Here is a 17,558-nt window from a genome sequence, read left to right as displayed (position 1 = left end):
GAATACGGCCGGCCAGTAAGGCCGGCTCGCCGCCTCAGGGTTTGCGCGCGGCCGGCTTCGCGAACGCGCCGCGCACCTCGAAGCCGATCGCATCCGCGACGTTGCCGCGCGCATCGACGAGTTCGAGCCGGTGCCGGCCCGGCCATGGCAGCCACGCGACGCGATCAGCATGCCCGATCACCTTGTCGTCGAGCCGCCACGCGAACTTCGCCGCGCGCCCGGACGAGCGCTCGAACCAGATCCGCTGGTTCTTTGGCGGAATGTCCGGGTCGATCGCGAAGATCGTGCCGTCGGTCGGCGCGCCGATCGTCAACGGCGCGCGCGCGCCGTCCTTGCCCGGCGTGACCGGCGCCGCGAGCCGGATCGTGTCGACCGCCGTGCCCGCGATGAACCACTCGTTGCGGGCCGGCTCGATGTCGCGCTCGAACGCGATGCGGCGCGTCTCGACGCCGGCCGGCGCACGCGGCGCACGGCTCGGCAGGTCGCGGTGCAGATAGCCGACGACGGCCGACCACACGGGCGACGCGCCCGTGACGCCCGACACGTCCCACATCGGCGAGCCGTCCGCATTGCCGACCCATACGCCGACCGTATAGCGCGACGTGAAACCGACGGTCCAGTTGTCGCGCATGTCCTTGCTCGTGCCGGTCTTGACCGCGGAAAAGAAGCGCGTCGCGAGCGGGTTGTCGAAGCCGAACGTGCGCACGCGCGCATTGTTGTCGGACAGGATGTCGGTCACGACGAAACTGGCCGCCTCGCTGAACACGCGCGTGCCGGCGTCCGGCCGCGCGGGCGCCGCTGCGCCGGCTGCCGCCGTCGGCGCCCCGGCCGGCAGGTCGACGACCTTGCGCGCGACGCCGCCGTTCGCGAGCGCGCGGTATGCGTTGGTCAGCGACAGCAGCGTGACGTCGGCACTGCCGAGCGCGAGGCTGAAGCCGTAGTAATCGCCTTCCTGCGCGAGCGGCAGGCCGAGTGCGGTCAGCGTGCGCGCGAAGCGGTGCGGCGTGACGAGCACGAGCGCGCGCACGGCCGGCACGTTCAGCGAACCACCGAGCGCGCTGCGCACGCTCACCCAGCCCTTGAAATCCTTGTCGTAGTTCTGCGGAATGTACAGGCCGCCGCCGGCGGCGAGGTTGATCGGCGCATCGTCGAGCAGCGACGCGGCCGTCAGCCGCTTCTCGTCGAGCGCCTGTGCATAGAGGAACGGCTTGAGCGTCGAGCCGGCCTGACGCGGCGCGAGCACGGCGTCGACGTCGCGCGCGCTCGACAGCGTCCCCGACGAACCGACCCACGCGCGGATCTCGCCGGTCGCGTTGTCGATCACGACCACCGCGCCGTCCTGCACGTTGCGCCGGTGCGCGGGCGCGTCGAGCTCGGTCAGCGCGCGCGTCAGCGTGTCGCGCGCGAAGCGCTGCAGCGGTGCATCGAGCGTCGTGCGGATCTGCGCGCCGGCCGCCGGCTTGACCTCGGCCGCGATGCGCCGCGCGAAGTGCGGGGCGAGGGCGGCGCCGTCGTCGCGGACGGTATTGGCTGGGCGTGCGACGACGAGCTGCACGTAGCCGTCGAGCGACGCGCATGCCTGCCCGGCATGCATGTCGCGCAGGATCCGGCACGCGCGCTCGGCGATCTTCGCGGGTGCCGCGTTTGGCGCCCGCACGAGGGCGGCCGCGATCGCGGCCTCGCGCGCGTCGAGGCCCGACGGCGCCTTGCCGAACAGCACCTGCGACAGCGCGCCGAGCCCGATCGTCTCGCCGCGGAACGGCACCAGGTTCAGGTAGGCCTCGAGGATCTGGTCCTTGCGCCAGCTGCGTTCGAGCCACAGCGCGTTCACGGCCTGCGTGGCTTTCTGCGGCAGCGAGCGCTGACCCGAGCGGCGCGGCAAATCGCTGAGCAAGCCCGCTAGCTGCATCGTGACGGTCGACGCGCCGCGCGTGCGCTCGTTCCACAGGTTGCCCCACGCGGCGCCGGCGATGCCGCGCCAGTCGACGCCGCTGTGTTCGTAGAAGCGCTTGTCCTCGGACACGACGATCGCCTCGCGGAACGCGGGCGATACGTCGGCGAGCGACACCCAGTCGCCGCGCCGTTCGGTGAGGTCGATGCGCGTGCGCTGCAGCGGCGTGCCGTCGCGCGCGAGCAGCACCCAGTCGGAACTGCGCCAGTTGCGGCGCACGTCGTCGTAGCCGGGCAGCGCATGCGCGACGAGCGGCGCGGCCAGTACGACGGCGACGAATACGCGGCCGGCGAAACGCGCCGGCCGCGGCAAAGCCAGATCGATCATCACTTGCTCGTTACTTGCCCGCGTCGGCCGGCTTCACGGTCAGCGGCGGGTTCGGCCACAGGCCGTACACGGACGGTGCATACAGCGCCTCGACGCGCGTCGGCGGCAGGCCGAACGTGCCGACGTTGTTCAGCCGCACCGTGTACTCGACCGAGAATTTGCCCTTCGGCAAATAGTCGTAGTACGCACGATAGCCGTCGAAGTCGCGCTCGATGAACGCCGGCCATGCACCGTCCGGCGTTTTCTCGCCCTGCGTCGCGGCTTCGGAATCGCGGCCGAGGCCCGACCCGAGGATCGTCGCGCCGGACGGAATCGGATCGTTGACGACGACCCACGTCATGTCGCTCTGCGCATCGATGTCGAGATGCACGCGCACGACGTCGCCGCGCGTCAGCACGCCCTTGACGGCCGGCGATACGGGCGTGACGGTCTTCGTGATCCGGTAGCCGGCCGCGAACGGCGCGCGCAGCGGCACGGCGGCGAGGCTTTCGACGGTCGCCCACGGGCGACCGGTGCCGTCCTGCGTGACCGACAGCGTCGCCGGCCCCTGTGACGCACGCGGCCACGGCATCAGCACGCTGCGCGCGGCGGCCGCGCGGGTCGCGGGCGTGGCCGACGCCGACGGTGCCCCCGACGCGGGCGTATCGGCGGGCGCGGCCGAGCCTGCCTGCGACCACGAGATCGCGCGTTCGTTGCCGCCGAGCGCGATCTTCGTCGTGCCGGCGACCGGCGTGCTCTCGTAGGTGCGCGAGAAGCGCTCGACCGCGAGCAGGCCGAGCGCGTTCGACGTGGTCGTCTGCCAGGCGCCCTGGCGTTGCAGCGCGAGCAGGCCGGCGGTCACGCGCGGCATTTCATCCTTCCATGCCGGGTCGCCCGCGAATTCCAGCGCGAGACGGGCGGCATTGGTCTCGTTGCTGGTCATCAGCCACCACAGGTCGTCGTCGCGCGCGGTCGAGAACACGAGCTGCGTGCCCTGGTACGTCAGGCGCGCCCGCAGGATCTGGTCGACCTGCGCGCGTTTCTCGTCGCGTTGCGGGATGTCCTTCACGCGCGTCAGGATCGCGTGATAGTCGATCACCGCCGACGTCGGCCACTGGTTCGGCGCGATCTCGATCGAACCCAGCATGCGGCCCTGCGCGGCGCCATAGCGCGACAGCGCCTCGATCGCGGCGAGCTTGCGCAGGTCGCGATCCTGGCGCGGCGCCCACGCGTTGCGCTCGAGGCGACCGTCGACGAAGCGCGCGAGCCCGGCTTCGAGCTGCGTGCGCAGGTCTTCCGGCAGCGCGAAGCGCGGATCGAGACGGCTGGCTTCGTCGGACACCACGAGCAGGTACGACGACAGCGTCGGGCTGCCATGGTGCGAATCGTCGGACGACGGCGGGAAGTAGCTCGCCAGCCCGTCGCTGTCGAGATAGACGGGCATGCGCGCGATCAGCGCCTGCCATTGCGCGGGGTCGCGCAGCCCGATCGCACGCGACGTCTGCTGTTCGAGGCAGCGGTACGGATAGCGCTCGAACCAGCGGCGCACGCCGGGCAGGCCGTCGGCGAGCTTCGATTGCAGCGACACGGCGATGCCGCCGCGCGGGATGCCCTGGGCATTGCTCACCGCGCCGGCCGGGGCCGCCACGGGCACCGTCAGCGTGCCGTCGACCTGCGCGAGCGTCGCCTGCTGCACCGTGACCGGCAGCGCGGGCACGACCTTCTGCGCGACCGCCAGCGCGTCGGACGCGCGCTTGCCGCCTTGCTCGGCCGCCTCGATGCGCCAGTTCAGCGCACCGGCCGCATCGAGCGCTTGTTCGGGCACGGTGATCGTCCACGCGACTTCGGTGGCCGCATTCGCCGCCAGCGACACGGTTTGCGGTGCGACGTCGAGGCCCGTCACGTGCGGCGTCACGACGACCTGCATCGCGCGGTCGGTCGTGTTGCGCAGCGTGACCTGCGCACGGAACGCGTCGCCTTCGCGCACGAGCGGCGGCAGGCCGGAGATCAGTTGCAGATCCTGCGTGCTGCGGATCGACGTGCTGCCCGTGCCGAAACGGTCGGGGCCGACCGCCGCGATCGCGACGATCCGGAAGCGCGTGAGCGCGTCGTTCAGCGGCACCTCGACGGTCGCGCTGCCGTTGGCGTCGAGCGTCACGCGCGGGTTCCACAGCAGCAGCGTGTCGAACAGCTCGCGGGTCGGCGCGCTGCCGCCCCCGCCGCCGGCCGGCACGGCCTTGCGGCCGAAGTGGCGGCGGCCGACGATTTCCATCTGCGCGGTGGCCGTCTCGACACCGTACGCGCGCCGGCGCAGCATCGCGTCGAGCAGGTCCCAGCTGTTGTTCGGCATCAGTTCGAGCAACGCCTCGTCGACGGCCGCAATGGCAATCTGCGTGTCGGCCGGTGCCGGCTGGCCGTTCGGCAGCGTGACCTTCACGTGCGCCTGCGCCTTGCCGCGCACCGTGTAGCGCGTCGCGTCGGTCGTCACGGTCACGCCGAGGCGGTGAACGCCCGTGCCGACCTTGATCTCGCCGAGCCCATAGCGGAACGCGGGCTTCGACAGGTCGACGAACGCGGTCGGCGCTTCATAGTGGCGGCCTTCGCGCCAGAACGCGCGCGCCCATTCGACCGGCGCCTTCCAGCCCCAGGTGAAGAACGAGTACCACGGCACCTCGCGAATCCGGCCGCGCAGCGCGAGCACCGACACGTAGACGTTCGGCCCCCACGAGTCGCCGACCTTCAGGTCGACGGTCGGGTTCTTGCCGTTCAGCTCGACGATGTGCGTTTCCATCACGCCGCCGCGCTCGACCGCGACGAGCGCGGTCGCGTAGCGGAACGGCATGCGCACCTGGAAGCGGGCCGTTTCGCCCGGTTCGTACGACGTTTTCTCGGGGATCACGTCGATCCGGTCGGTGTTGTCGCCGCCGAACCAGAGTTCGTCCTCGCGCGTGACCCACACCGACGTCGATGCATTCGACGTGCGGCCGTCGCCGTCCTTCGCGACCGCGATCAGCTGCACGTTGCCGGCCTGTTCGAGCGTCGCGTCGCAGGCCATGCGGCCCTTGTCGTCGGTCTTGCCCGAGCACAGCACGCCGAGGTCGCGCGTATCGCTCTTGTTGTCGTACGCATAGAAGCCGCCGACCATCCGCTTGCGCGACGACGTCGTGATGCGCGCGACGCCCTTGATCTCGATCGGCACCGACGCGCGCGGCTTGCCCTGCAGGTCGACCGCCAGGGCCTGCACCGGCACGCGCTGGCCGACCGACACCCAGCGGCCGGCCTTGATGCCGGCCACCACCGCGGCCGGCCACAGGATCGTGTCGCCGCGGATCGTCTGCACTTCGCCGTTCGGGTCCGCGAACGTCGCCTCCAGCGCGATGCGCTTCGGTGCGTCGACGTCCGGCAGGCCCTTGAGCGTGACCGTGCCCGCGCCGTTGCGGTCGAGCGTCAGCGGCAGCTTGTCGGCGATCAGCTTCGTCGCGTCGGGGTCGTGGTTCGACGACGACGCGTTGTCACCGTCCTGCGCATCGTCGTCGGCGTTGCCGTCGCTCGTGTCGGGGCGATACGGCGTGAAGCTGAAATCCTCGAAACGATCGGCGAACGGCGGCGACGCCCACTTCATCAGCGCCGACACCTGTACCGGCAGGTTCGATGCGCCGCCGCCCGACACGTAGTCGATCTGCACCGCGAGCGGCGCTTCCTTCGCGGCGACGAGCGGGCTCTTCTGCGCGTCGCGCGCGCCGATCGAGCCTTTCAGCACCGGCAGGCGGAACGCCTCGACCCGGAAGCTGCCGCTGTAGTAGGTGGCGCTCGGCGCATCTTCCGGGCCGCCTTCGAGTTCGACGCTGTATTCGCCGAGCTTCGCGGCGGCCGGCAGCGTGAACTGCGAGTCCGCGCTGTGGTCGGCCGCCCACGTGAGCGGCAGCTTGTAGGTCTGGCCCGTGCCGAGATGGCGGATCGCGACGCGCGTCGGGTATTGCGACGGGAACGCGAGACTCTGCAGCGTCTCGGTGCGGATGAAATGCTTCATCGACACGGTTTCGCCGGCGCGCAGCAACGTGCGGTCGAACACCGTATGCGCGCGCACGGTCGGCGCGCTGTCGGTGTCGGTCGGCACGTTGAAGCGCCACGATTCGATCCCGCGGTTCCAGCCCGAGCTGACGAACGCCATGTCGGGGCCCGTCTTCGGGTCGTCGACGCGCGCCGACACGAAGTAGTCGTCGAAGCGCTGCTCCGACGAGCTGCACGCGCGCTTCGGCTCGAACGGCCCGTCGATCTTCAGCAGGCCTTGCGCGTCGGTCTTGCCGGCCGCGATTTCGTCGCCGTTGCAGTCCGACACGCGGATCTGCGCGTTCGGCACCGGCTTGCCCTTGTCGAGCGTCGTGACCCACACGAGATTGTTCTCGCGGCCCTGCTTCAGGTGCACGCCGAGGTTCGTGACGAGCACGGTGGTGCGCACGTACATGCTCGACGGCTTCGCGAGCAGGGAGCGGCCGAGCGCGGGCGACGCGAGTTCGAGCACGTAGAAGCCGGGCTTGTCGATCGGCACGCCGACCACTTCGAACGGGCGCAGCGTCTTCGGGTCGGCCTTCGGCAGCGTCAGCACCTGCGCGCCGGGCTCGCCCGTCAGCAGCGACAGCGAGCGCACGTCGATGCGGCGGTTCTTCGGCGCCGGCTGCTTTTCGCCGGCTTCGAGCGGCACGTACACGGGGTGCTGGCCCTTGCGTTGCAGCAGGCCGGGAATCTGGTCGTCGATCGAGCCGGCCGTCATCGACCAGTTGTCGAACCGATCGACGGTGCGCATCCATTGACGGATCGCGGTGTCGTTCTCGACCTTCAGGTTCGCGAATTGCGCGCCGCCCGCATTGAGGCCGGCGATATGCAGGTCGGCCTCGACGTTGCGCAGCGTGACGGGCACCAGCGCCGGCGTACCGGGTTCGGCGAAGCGCTCGACGATCCCGAAGGTGCCCGACGAGAATTTCGCGAGCGGCGGCATCGGCGCGGTGCGCGTCGCGAGCGGGAACAGGTCGGCGTTGGACAGCGGCCGGTCGGTCACGTCCTGCAGGCCCGACGGCAGCTCGACGGTCAGGGCGGCTTGCGCGGGCAGCGGCGGGTTGAACGTGACGGTCGTCACTTCCTCGCTATGATCGTCGGCCGCGAAGGTCGGTGACAGCGAACCGTCGGGGCCGCGCAGCTTGATCGCTTCGGCCTGCTTGCGCGCGACCGGTGCGTTGAACGACAGCGTGAGCGGGCGCAGCGGCGTGCAGGGCGCCTTCGCGTTCTCGCGTTCGCACGAGAAGCTCGCGGCGAACGGTGCGCGCACGGTGAAATCGAAGCGCCGTTCGGTTTCGTTCGCGATGCCGCTCGGGCTCGCGACGCCCTTGCCGTACACGAGCTGCATCTTCGCGCTCGCCGGCAGCGCCTGCGAGCACGACAGCGTCAGCACGCGCGCCGCCTCCTTCTTCAGCCCGAAATGATCGAGCAGCGCATTGCGCGTATCGTCGTCGGCCGCCGTGACCGGAATGCGGTTGCCGATGCCGGCCGCTTCGCACCAGATGTTCGCGAGCGCCGAACGCGGCTCGGCCGGGCCGTTCAGCTTCATCACGAAGACCTGACGCTCCTCGATCTCGCGGGAGCCGGGGCGCACCGACACCGGGAACGGGCCGCCCGTCTGGAACGTGAAGCGACGCGGGCCGCTCGCCGCATTGCCGGCGACCGAGCGCAGCGTGTCGTTGAGCGCGACCGCGCAGCGGACGCCCGGCGGCAGGTCGCTTTCGAAATCGTAAACCCAGGTCTTGTCGTCGAGCCAGTGGCCCTGGCCGCGCGCGGCCGTCGAATCGTTACAGGTCACGCGCGCCGGATTCGGCGCGGAGGCCGAGCCGAAGGCGACCATCGGTTCGTCGAACTTGACGACGCTCTGCCGGACTTCGGTGACGGTGCCTTGCGGCGACACGCTCACCGTGCGCGCCGCGCCGGCGTGCAGCGACAGGGCCGCGGCGCCGCCGAGCGCCGCGACGGCGCCGATGCGCCAGAGCAGCCGGGTCGTGTGGTTGGTTTGGTTCGTTTCTTTGTTGTACTTGTCGCGCTGCTTCATCGCTCGATTGCCCTCGGAGGGAAGCTTTCTGTTTGATTGCACGGAATTCTAACCGACCGTCATGCGTGCGCAGTGCGGCGTGCAGGTGTGGTGTGTGGTCGGCACGCGACACGCGCGTGCCTGCGGCGGATTTGTCGCGTCGACGACACAAAAATGCAGCGAAATATCGATTGTCCCGGATTGCGGAACATTTAATGGACTATAAAAAGATTGTTCGATCCGATTTGTGCGCGTACATTGCAGGTCCGCGCCAATGTTTGAGAAATATCAAGCGTGGTTTTCCCGAATCCGGTGTTCGAGAGAAGGAAACATGCACAACGACAACACCCCCCAATCGCGTCGTGACGACGACGCAGCCGCAACCGGCATCACGCGGCGTCAATGGCTGCAGGGCGCACTGGCGCTGACGGCGGCGGGCCTCACCGGCTCGCTGGCGTTGCGGGCCCTGGCCGACGATCCCGGCACCGCGCCGCTCGATACGTTCATGACGCTCTCCGAAGCATTGACCGGCAAGAAAGGGCTGAGCCGCGTCACCGGCCAGCGCTATCTGCAGGCCTTGCAGAAGGGCTCGTTCAAGACGGCCGACAGCCTGCCGCAACTCGCCGGTGCGCTCGCATCCGGTTCGCTGAATCCCGACCAGGAATCGCTCGCATTGACGATTCTCGGCGCGTGGTATCTCGGCATCGTCGACAACGTCGTGATTACCTACGAGGAAGCATTAATGTTCAGCGTGGTGTCCGATACGCTCGTGATCCCTTCGTATTGCCCCAACAAACCCGGCTTCTGGGCCGAAAAACCGATCGAGAGGCAAGCCTGATGGCCGATACCGATACGCAAAAAGCCGACGTCGTCGTCGTCGGATCGGGTGTCGCCGGCGCGATCGTTGCGCACCAGCTCGCGATGGCGGGCAAGTCCGTGATCCTGCTGGAAGCCGGCCCGCGCATGCCGCGCTGGGAAATCGTCGAGCGCTTTCGCAACCAGCCCGACAAGACCGATTTCATGGCGCCGTACCCGTCGAGCCCGTGGGCCCCGCATCCGGAATACGGCCCGCCGAACGACTACCTGATCCTGAAGGGTGAGCACAAGTTCAACTCGCAGTACATCCGCGCGGTGGGCGGCACGACGTGGCACTGGGCCGCCTCCGCGTGGCGCTTCATCCCGAACGACTTCAAGATGAAGACGGTGTACGGCGTCGCCCGCGACTGGCCGATCCAGTACGACGACCTCGAGCACTGGTATCAGCGCGCCGAGGAGGAACTCGGCGTGTGGGGCCCGGGCCCCGAGGAAGACCTGTACTCGCCGCGCAAGCAGGCGTACCCGATGCCGCCGCTGCCGCTGTCGTTCAACGAGCAGACCATCAAGAGCGCGCTCAACGGCTATGACCCGAAGTTCCACGTGGTGACCGAGCCGGTCGCCCGCAACAGCCGCCCGTACGACGGCCGGCCCACCTGTTGCGGGAACAACAATTGCATGCCGATCTGCCCGATCGGCGCGATGTACAACGGCATCGTCCACGTCGAGAAGGCCGAGCAGGCCGGCGCGAAGCTGATCGACAGCGCGGTCGTCTACAAGCTCGAGACGGGCCCGGACAAGCGCATCGTCGCCGCGATCTACAAGGACAAGACGGGCGCCGACCATCGCGTCGAAGGCAAGTACTTCGTGCTCGCCGCGAACGGCATCGAGACGCCGAAGATCCTGCTGATGTCCGCGAACCGCGATTTCCCGAACGGCGTCGCGAACAGCTCCGACATGGTCGGCCGCAACCTGATGGACCACCCGGGCACCGGTGTGTCGTTCTACGCGAACGAGAAGCTGTGGCCGGGCCGCGGCCCGCAGGAGATGACGTCGCTGATCGGTTTCCGCGACGGCCCGTTCCGCGCGACCGAAGCCGCGAAGAAGATCCATCTGTCGAACATGTCCCGCATCAACCAGGAGACGCAGAAGATCTTCAAGGCCGGCAAGCTGATGAAGCACGAGGAGCTCGACGCGCAGATCCGCGACCGTTCCGCGCGCTACGTGCAGTTCGACTGCTTCCACGAGATCCTGCCGCAGCCCGAGAACCGCATCGTGCCGAGCAAGACGGCCACCGACGCGATCGGCATCCCGCGCCCCGAGATCACGTATGCGATCGACGATTACGTGAAGCGCGGCGCCGTGCACACGCGCGAGGTCTACGCGACGGCCGCGAAGGTGCTGGGCGGCACCGACGTCGTCTTCAACGACGAGTTCGCGCCGAACAACCACATCACGGGCGCGACGATCATGGGCGCGGATGCACGCGACTCGGTCGTCGACAAGGACTGCCGCACGTTCGACCATCCGAACCTGTTCATCTCGAGCAGCTCGACGATGCCGACCGTCGGTACGGTGAACGTGACGCTGACGATCGCGGCGCTCGCGCTGCGGATGTCGGACACGCTGAAGAAGGAAGTCTGACCGTGCGGAAATCTACTCTCACCTTCCTCCTCGCCGGCTGCCTCGCGCTGCCCGGCCTCGCACGCGCGGCCGATTCGGCCGATCCGGCGCAGGTCAAGCGCGGCGAATACCTCGCCGTCGCGGGCGACTGCATGGCATGCCACACCGCGAAGGGCGGCAAGCCGTTCGCGGGCGGCCTCGGCATGCCGGTGCCGATGCTCGGCAAGATCTATACGAGCAACATCACACCGGATCCCGATACCGGCATCGGCAACTGGACGTTCGAGGACTTCGAGCGCGCGGTGCGGCACGGCGTATCGAAGAACGGCGACAACCTGTACCCGGCGATGCCGTACGTGTCGTACGCGAAGATCAACGACGACGACGTGCAGGCGCTGTACGCGTACTTCATGCACGGCGTCGAACCGGTCAAGCAGGCGCCGCCGAAGAACGAGATCCCCGCGCTGCTGAGCATGCGCTGGCCGCTGAAGATCTGGAACTGGCTGTTCCTGAAGGACGGCGTGTACCAGCCGAAGCCCGAGCAGAGCGCCGAGTGGAACCGCGGCGCCTATCTCGTGCAGGGCCTCGCGCACTGCAGCACGTGCCACACGCCGCGCGGCATCGCGATGCAGGAGAAGTCGCTCGACGAAACGGGCGGCAGCTTCCTGTCGGGCTCGGTGCTCGCGGGCTGGGACGGCTACAACATCACGTCCGACCCGAACGCGGGGATCGGCGGCTGGACGCAGCAGCAGCTCGTCCAGTACCTGCGCACCGGCAGCGTGCCGGGCCTCGCGCAGGCGGCCGGCCCGATGGCCGAGGCGATCGAGCACAGCTTCTCGAAGATGACCGAAGCCGACATCGGCGCGATCTCGACGTACATCCGTACGGTGCCGGCCGTCGCCAGCGGCGACGCGAAGCAGTCGCGCTCGTCGTGGGGCAAGCCGGCCGAGGATGGCCTGAAGCTGCGCGGCGTCGCGCTCGCGTCGTCGGGCATCGATCCGGCACGGCTGTATCTCGGCAACTGCGCGACCTGCCACCAGATGCAGGGCAAGGGCACGCCGGACGGTTACTACCCGCCGTTGTTCCACAACTCGACGGTGGGCGCGTCGAATCCGACCAACCTCGTGCAGGTGATCCTGAACGGCGTGCAGCGCAAGGCCGGCAGCGAGGACGTCGGGATGCCCGCGTTCCGCCACGAGCTGTCGGATGCGCAGATCGCCGCGCTGACGAACTACCTGACCGGGCAGTTCGGCAATCCGGCCGCGAAGGTGACCGAGCAGGACGTCGCGAAGCTGCGCTGAAACGCGGCACGCGGCGAGGCAGGGCAACAATAGAAAAGAGGAGGAGCACAGCACATCGGGCGGGCCCCGATGCCGGTTGTTGCAGAGCGGGACGGGCGGCGCAGGCGGCCGCCCGTCCTGGTTCACAGGCAATCCGGTGCGCGCACGCCGCGCATCGTTTTCGTTGATCGAGACCATGACACCGAACCAACCGTTTCTCGCGTCCCAGCGCGATGTGCTGCTGCTGCTGTCCCGAATCCTGCTCGTGATCCTGTTCGTGATGTTCGGCTGGAAGAAGATTATCGACTTCTCCGGTACGATCGCGTTCATGGGCAGCGAGGGCGCGCCGGCGCCGATCATCTCGGCGGCGATCTCCGTCGTGATGGAGCTCATCGTCGGGATTGCGATCCTCGTCGGTTTCCAGACGCGGCCGCTCGCGCTGTTGCTTGCGCTGTACACGATCGGTACCGGCATCATCGGCCACCACTACTGGACGATGACGGGCGGCGAGCAGATCAACAACATGATTCATTTCTACAAGAACATCGCGATCTCGGGCGGCTTGCTCGCGCTCTGCGCGGCGGGCCCCGGACGTTTTTCGATCGATCGCGGATAAGCAGACCCGAGGCGCGTGCATGGGGTGCGCGTCGGACGGTCGAGACTTCGAGGGGGCATCATTTTGCGACTCAAATACTTCGCATGGCTGATTGCGGCCGCCACGCCGGCGGCCGCGTTTGCACAGACGAGCGTCACGCTGTACGGCCGGATCGACGGCGGTATCGAATACCTGAACCACATCGCGACACCGAACGGCAGCAAGTCGCGCTGGAGCGCGGAAAGCGGCGACTGGGGCACCAGCATGTTCGGGCTGAAGGGCATCGAGGATCTCGGCGGCGGGCTGTCGACGGTGTTCAACCTGGAAACCGCGTTCCAGGTCATGAACGGCCAGACGGGCGGCGGGCGCATGTGGTCACGGCGCGCGTACGTCGGGTTGAAGAGCAACACGTGGGGCCAGTTGCAGGCCGGCCGCAACCTGTTCATCGACAGCGACGGCGTGTGGGAATTCGACCCGTTCGTCCAGCAGGCGTTTTCGTCGGCTTCGCTCGTGCGTGGCCGCAACTGGCAGCAGAGCAGCAACAACATCGAATATCACAGCCCGGTGATCGGCGGCTTCGACGTGCAGGCGCAATACGCGTTCGGCAACCAGTCGCGCGGCTTCAACTACGGCGCGGCCGACGATTTCGGCCGCTCGGACGGGATCATGATCTCGTACCACTCGCCGGTGCTCGACGTGCGCGGCATCTACGACGAACTGCGCGACAACAACGGCAAGTTCAGCAACATTTTCACGGCGTCGCGCGAGTACTTCGTCGGGGCGAACGTGAAGGTGTCGAAGTTCAAGATCCAGGGTGCGTATACGCACTACCAGGCGCCGGACAGCCCGGCCGGTGTCGCGGACCGTGCCGATCACTACTGGCTTGGCGCGACCTATTCGGCTACGCCGCAGTGGGCCGTGACGGGTGGTGGCTACTACGTGAAGGTCGGCGACGGCGGCGGCGATGCGTCGCATGACCCGTCAGGGCACGCAATCATGTATGTGCTCGGCACCACGTACAACCTGTCGAAGCGCACGTTCCTGTACGGCACGGTCGCGTATGCGCGCAACGGCGGAAATTCGAACTTCTCGCTACTCGCGACGCCGCGTGACGCGACGTCGGGGACGAGCCCGATGACGGGCGAGTCGCAGACGGGTGCGTATGTGGGGATGATGCATACGTTTTGAGTGCGGGCGGTTTGTGTAGGTGAAAAAGGCACGGGTGGCGAAAGCCCCGTGCCTTTTTGCTTTTACTGTGCATGCCGTATCGTCGCTGCCCATGAGCGGACGCGACAGGGTCTTGCACGTGCTCTTCTGCTGCTTCGAGGTCAGTCCTGTTCTCGAAAGTCGGCATGGCGCATCGAACGATCGGCAAGCCGATTCCTGCGAATTGACGGCCCCTTCTGACGCTATTGCAACGCGCGCACTCGCTTACCGCAGTCCGACCGGCGCGCTGCATCAGAACACGCATGCCTCGGTCGTCGTCAACACCGCAAACGGCCCGCCAAGCGTCGCATTATGATGCGCGACGATCCGCTCGGCCGGCAGCGCGGGCGTATCCGTGCAGGTGTGCGCATCGGCCACGAGCACCGCGCGAAACCCGAGATCCGCGGCCGCACGGCACGTCGTATCGACGCAGTATTGCGTCTTCATCCCCGCGATCACGATCTCGCCGATACCCGCCGCATGCAACCACGCCGCGAGCCGCGTACCCGCGAAGCAACTCGGCCGGGTCTTGTCGAACACGATGTCGCGTGCGGTATCGATCGCGAGTTCCGGCAGCAGCGCGGCGAGCGGCGCGTCGGGCGCGATCGGAGAGCCGGCCGGGCCGGTGTGACGCACGGCGAACACCGGCGCGCCGGCTTCATGCGCGCGACGAATCAGCAGGTTGATGTTGGCCAGCACGCATTCGCCGTCATGCGGACGATCGGGACCATGAAACAGCCCGACCTGCATGTCGATGACGAGCAGCGCGCGTTTCGGGGAAGGGGCTTCGGACATTGCGTTTCTCCTGAGTGGCCGATGCGGACGGAGAAACGACGAGACCCCGTCCGGAATCGGCGGGGCCTGTGGGAATCAGTGACGCTACGATCTTGCGCGCACTCGCCGCACGGGCCCGCCGAAGGTGGTCGTGCGCGTGGTCGTCGAAAGGGTGATCGTGGCGTGGTGCATGGGCCGATGATGCCCGATGCGCGCGCGCGACGTCAATGACGCTTCGCGTGCCGCGCATCGTCCGCCGCTCAATCCAGCGCCTTCCCGGCCTTCTCGTCCATGCAACGAATTGCAAGCAACGTCATCGCGCCACACCCGATCGCATACCACGCAGGCGCATTCGGATTCCCGGTCGCCGAGATCAGCCACGTGACGAAGAACTGCGCGAAGCCGCCGAAGATCGCGACGCCGACGCTATACACCAGCGCACCGCCCGTCGCACGCACCGCCCGCGGAAACAACTCGCCGAGCATCGCGCCCGTCGCACCGATGTTGATCGCATGCACGATCGACAGCGCGGCGATGGTCGACAGCAGCGACGCGGCGCCCGGCCAGCGGTTCAGCGCGATGAACGCCGGATAGATCGCGGCCATCAGCACGATGCGCGTCCACCAGACGATCCGGTTACGGCCATATACGTCGGACAGATGGCCGCCGATCGGCGTCACGAGCATCAGGATCGCACCGGCGACGCAGCCGGCCGTCATCGACAGCCAGGTCGGCAGGTGCAGCACCTGCACGCCGTAGATCGCCATGTAGAACACGATGATGTAGTGGATCGACGTGCCGCCGATCGTCACGCCGAGACCCGCGAACACGGCCTTGCCATGGTGGCGCAGCACGTCGGCGAGCGGCAGCGAGGCGACCGGCTCGTCGTGCGCGGCGGCCGGCGCGGCAGCGGGCACTTCCTCGACGGTGTGGCGCAGCCAGTAGCCGATCGGCACGAACAGCGTGCCGATGATGAACGGCACGCGCCAGCCCCAGCTTTCGAGCTGCGCGGCCGTCAGCGTCGACGTCAACGCAACGCCGGTGAGTGCGCCCGCCAATGCGGCGAGCCCCTGGCTCGAGAACTGGAACGATGCGTAGAAGCCGCGACGATGCTGCGGCGCCTGTTCGAGCAGCAGCGTCGTCGATGCGCCGACTTCGCCGCCCGACGCGAACCCCTGGAGCAGCCGCGCGAGCACGAGCAGCAGCGGCGCGGCGATGCCGATCTGCGCGAAGGTCGGCGCGATCGCGATCGTCGCGGTGCCGAGCGCCATCAGCAGCAGCGTGAGGATCATCGCCTTCTTGCGGCCGGCGCGGTCCGCATACATGCCGATCACGAGCCCGCCGAGCGGACGCGTGACGAAGCCGACACCGAAGCTCGCGACCGCGAGCATCAACTGCCCGAACGACGAATGCACGGGAAAGAACAGCTTGCCGATCAGGATCGCGAAGAAGCTGTAGACCGTGAAGTCGTAGAACTCGAGCGCGTTGCCGACGGCGGCGGCCGCGATCAGCCGGCGTTTCTTCGCGGCGGCGCGGGCATCGACCGGCGTGCCGGCGAACGGAAGGGCGGACGTTTCCATGGGGTTCCCCCGGTTGAGCGCGAAACTGCGTGGTGAAGGGCCGTCAGGCCGCGAGCCAGGCTTCGGCGACGCGAACCCAGTAGCTCGCGCCGATCTCGAGGATGTCGTCGTTGAAGTCGTAGCCGGGGTTGTGCACCATGCAGCCGCCCTTGCTGCCGATCCCGTTGCCGATGAACGCGTAGCAGCCGGGGCGCGCTTCGAGCATGAACGCGAAATCCTCGCTGCCCATCAGCGGCGCGGCTTCGGTTTCGACGCGGTCGGCGCCGAGCATCTGGCGTGCGACGTCGGCCGCGAACGCGGTCGGTTCCGCGTGATTGACGAGCACGGGGTAGCCATAGTCGTAGTCGACTTCCGCGGTGACGCCGAAGCTCTCCGCCTGCCCCTTCGCGAGCGCTTCGATACGGCGCGCGAGCAGCGCGCGCACGTCGGCGTTCAGCGCACGCACCGACAGTTTCATCACGACGGTTTCCGGAATGATGTTGAACGTCTCGCCGGCCTGCACGCTGCCGACCGTGATCACGGCCGCATGCTGCGCGTCGACTTCGCGTGCGATGATCGTCTGCAGCGCGACCATGATGCTGCCCGCGGCCGACATCGGATCGCGCGCGAAATGCGGCATCGCGCCGTGGCCGCCGACGCCGCGCAGCGTGATCGTCACGCGGTCGGCCGACGCCATCGCGGCGCCGGTGCGAAACGCCATGTCGCCGGCCGCGCGGCCCGGCATGTTGTGGATCGCGAAGATCGCGTCGCACGGGAAACGGTCGAACAGGCCGTCGTCCATCATCGCCTTCGCGCCGCCGAAATTTTCCTCGGCCGGCTGGAAGATCAGGTTCAGCGTGCCGGAAAAATGGCGCGTCGCCGCGAGGTGGCGCGCCGCGCACAGCAGCATCGCGGTGTGGCCGTCGTGGCCGCATGCGTGCATCTTGTTCGCGTGGCGGCTTGCGTACGGCAGGCCCGTGGTTTCCGCAAGCGGCAGCGCGTCCATGTCGGCGCGCAGGCCGACGGTACGCGTGCCTTGTCCTGCGCGCAGCACGCCGACCACGCCTGTCTTGCCGATGCCGCGATGCACGTCGTAGCCCCAGCCGGTGAGCAGTTCGGCGACGAGATCGCTGGTGAGCGTCTCTTCGAATGCGAGTTCGGGATGGGCGTGGATGCGGCGGCGGACTTCGACGAGCTCGGGGGCGATCGCGGCGATGCCGGGGATGACGGGGTTCACGGCTTGCAGCATGGTGTCTCCTTATATCTTCGATTTGCTTCAAACTTCAGTGGTGGCGCGCCGTTTGGCGCGCTGCTTTGCCGGTTGGCGGCTACGGCACAGCTTGTGTCTCCTGCGAGCCGTTAAGCTCGAATCACAGCT

The 17,558-nt window shown here is 68.1% G+C and carries 10 protein-coding genes; 5 read left to right on the top strand and 5 right to left on the bottom strand.

Annotation, left to right across the window (positions count from 1 at the left end; translation table 11 throughout):
• Nucleotides 1-34: 34 nt before the first annotated feature.
• A complete protein-coding gene (gene pbpC / locus MMB92_RS28065) occupies nucleotides 35-2,278 on the bottom strand; it encodes a penicillin-binding protein 1C (protein ID WP_124675328.1) in 2,244 nt (747 codons plus the stop codon).
• Between the two features lie 10 nt (nucleotides 2,279-2,288).
• On the bottom strand, nucleotides 2,289-8,351 hold the full coding sequence (locus MMB92_RS28060) for an MG2 domain-containing protein (RefSeq protein ID WP_277563080.1): 6,063 nt from the start codon (nucleotides 8,349-8,351) through the stop codon (nucleotides 2,289-2,291).
• 310 nt (nucleotides 8,352-8,661) lie between these two features.
• Between MMB92_RS28060 and MMB92_RS28055 the strand changes: the two genes are divergently transcribed.
• The 5 genes from MMB92_RS28055 to MMB92_RS28035 all read left to right on the top strand — a co-directional run bounded on the left by MMB92_RS28055 (nucleotide 8,662) and on the right by MMB92_RS28035 (nucleotide 13,829).
• Nucleotides 8,662-9,168 (top strand): sugar dehydrogenase complex small subunit, encoded by a 507-nt coding sequence (locus MMB92_RS28055; protein ID WP_006482974.1) that lies wholly within the window; start codon nucleotides 8,662-8,664, stop codon nucleotides 9,166-9,168.
• Nucleotides 9,168-10,787, top strand: coding sequence for a GMC family oxidoreductase (locus MMB92_RS28050; protein WP_006482972.1), 1,620 nt, complete (start codon nucleotides 9,168-9,170; stop codon nucleotides 10,785-10,787). Before MMB92_RS28055 ends, MMB92_RS28050 begins: the two co-directional genes overlap by 1 nt.
• Nucleotides 10,788-10,789: 2 nt before the next feature.
• Nucleotides 10,790-12,067 carry a cytochrome c gene (locus MMB92_RS28045; RefSeq protein ID WP_006482958.1) on the top strand — a complete coding sequence of 426 codons (1,278 nt, stop codon included), beginning with the start codon at nucleotides 10,790-10,792 and terminating at the stop codon, nucleotides 12,065-12,067.
• Between the two features lie 175 nt (nucleotides 12,068-12,242).
• A complete protein-coding gene (locus MMB92_RS28040) occupies nucleotides 12,243-12,662 on the top strand; it encodes a DoxX family protein (RefSeq protein ID WP_012493376.1) in 420 nt (139 codons plus the stop codon).
• 63 nt (nucleotides 12,663-12,725) lie between these two features.
• A complete protein-coding gene (locus tag MMB92_RS28035; protein ID WP_006494684.1) occupies nucleotides 12,726-13,829 on the top strand; it encodes a porin in 1,104 nt (367 codons plus the stop codon).
• A 270-nt stretch (nucleotides 13,830-14,099) separates the two neighbouring features.
• On the opposite strand, the gene MMB92_RS28030 is transcribed toward MMB92_RS28035, so the two are convergent.
• The 3 genes from MMB92_RS28030 to MMB92_RS28020 form a co-directional block, all read right to left on the bottom strand.
• Nucleotides 14,100-14,642, bottom strand: a complete 543-nt coding sequence (locus tag MMB92_RS28030; protein ID WP_226244761.1) for a cysteine hydrolase family protein — start codon at nucleotides 14,640-14,642, stop codon at nucleotides 14,100-14,102.
• Between the two features lie 239 nt (nucleotides 14,643-14,881).
• Nucleotides 14,882-16,201 (bottom strand): MFS transporter, encoded by a 1,320-nt coding sequence (locus tag MMB92_RS28025; protein WP_277563079.1) that lies wholly within the window; start codon nucleotides 16,199-16,201, stop codon nucleotides 14,882-14,884.
• Between the two features lie 43 nt (nucleotides 16,202-16,244).
• A complete protein-coding gene (locus MMB92_RS28020; RefSeq protein WP_212158344.1) occupies nucleotides 16,245-17,429 on the bottom strand; it encodes a M20 aminoacylase family protein in 1,185 nt (394 codons plus the stop codon).
• Nucleotides 17,430-17,558 lie beyond the last annotated feature (129 nt).

It is taken from the genome of Burkholderia sp. IO2, from assembly GCF_029522185.1.
GTDB lineage: Bacteria > Pseudomonadota > Gammaproteobacteria > Burkholderiales > Burkholderiaceae > Burkholderia > Burkholderia cenocepacia.
This window is presented reverse-complemented; position numbering and strand designations above follow the sequence as displayed.

Bases quoted from the DNA above. Each gene is read 5' to 3' on its own strand.
- MMB92_RS28030 (WP_226244761.1), bottom strand. From the start codon at position 14,642: ATGTCCGAAGCCCCTTCCCCGAAACGCGCGCTGCTCGTCATCGACATG.
- MMB92_RS28025 (WP_277563079.1), bottom strand. From the start codon at position 16,201: ATGGAAACGTCCGCCCTTCCGTTCGCCGGCACGCCGGTCGATGCCCGC.
- pbpC (WP_124675328.1), bottom strand. From the start codon at position 2,278: ATGATCGATCTGGCTTTGCCGCGGCCGGCGCGTTTCGCCGGCCGCGTA.
- MMB92_RS28040 (WP_012493376.1), top strand. From the start codon at position 12,243: ATGACACCGAACCAACCGTTTCTCGCGTCCCAGCGCGATGTGCTGCTG.
- MMB92_RS28020 (WP_212158344.1), bottom strand. From the start codon at position 17,429: ATGCTGCAAGCCGTGAACCCCGTCATCCCCGGCATCGCCGCGATCGCC.
- MMB92_RS28055 (WP_006482974.1), top strand. From the start codon at position 8,662: ATGCACAACGACAACACCCCCCAATCGCGTCGTGACGACGACGCAGCC.
- MMB92_RS28050 (WP_006482972.1), top strand. From the start codon at position 9,168: ATGGCCGATACCGATACGCAAAAAGCCGACGTCGTCGTCGTCGGATCG.
- MMB92_RS28060 (WP_277563080.1), bottom strand. From the start codon at position 8,351: ATGAAGCAGCGCGACAAGTACAACAAAGAAACGAACCAAACCAACCAC.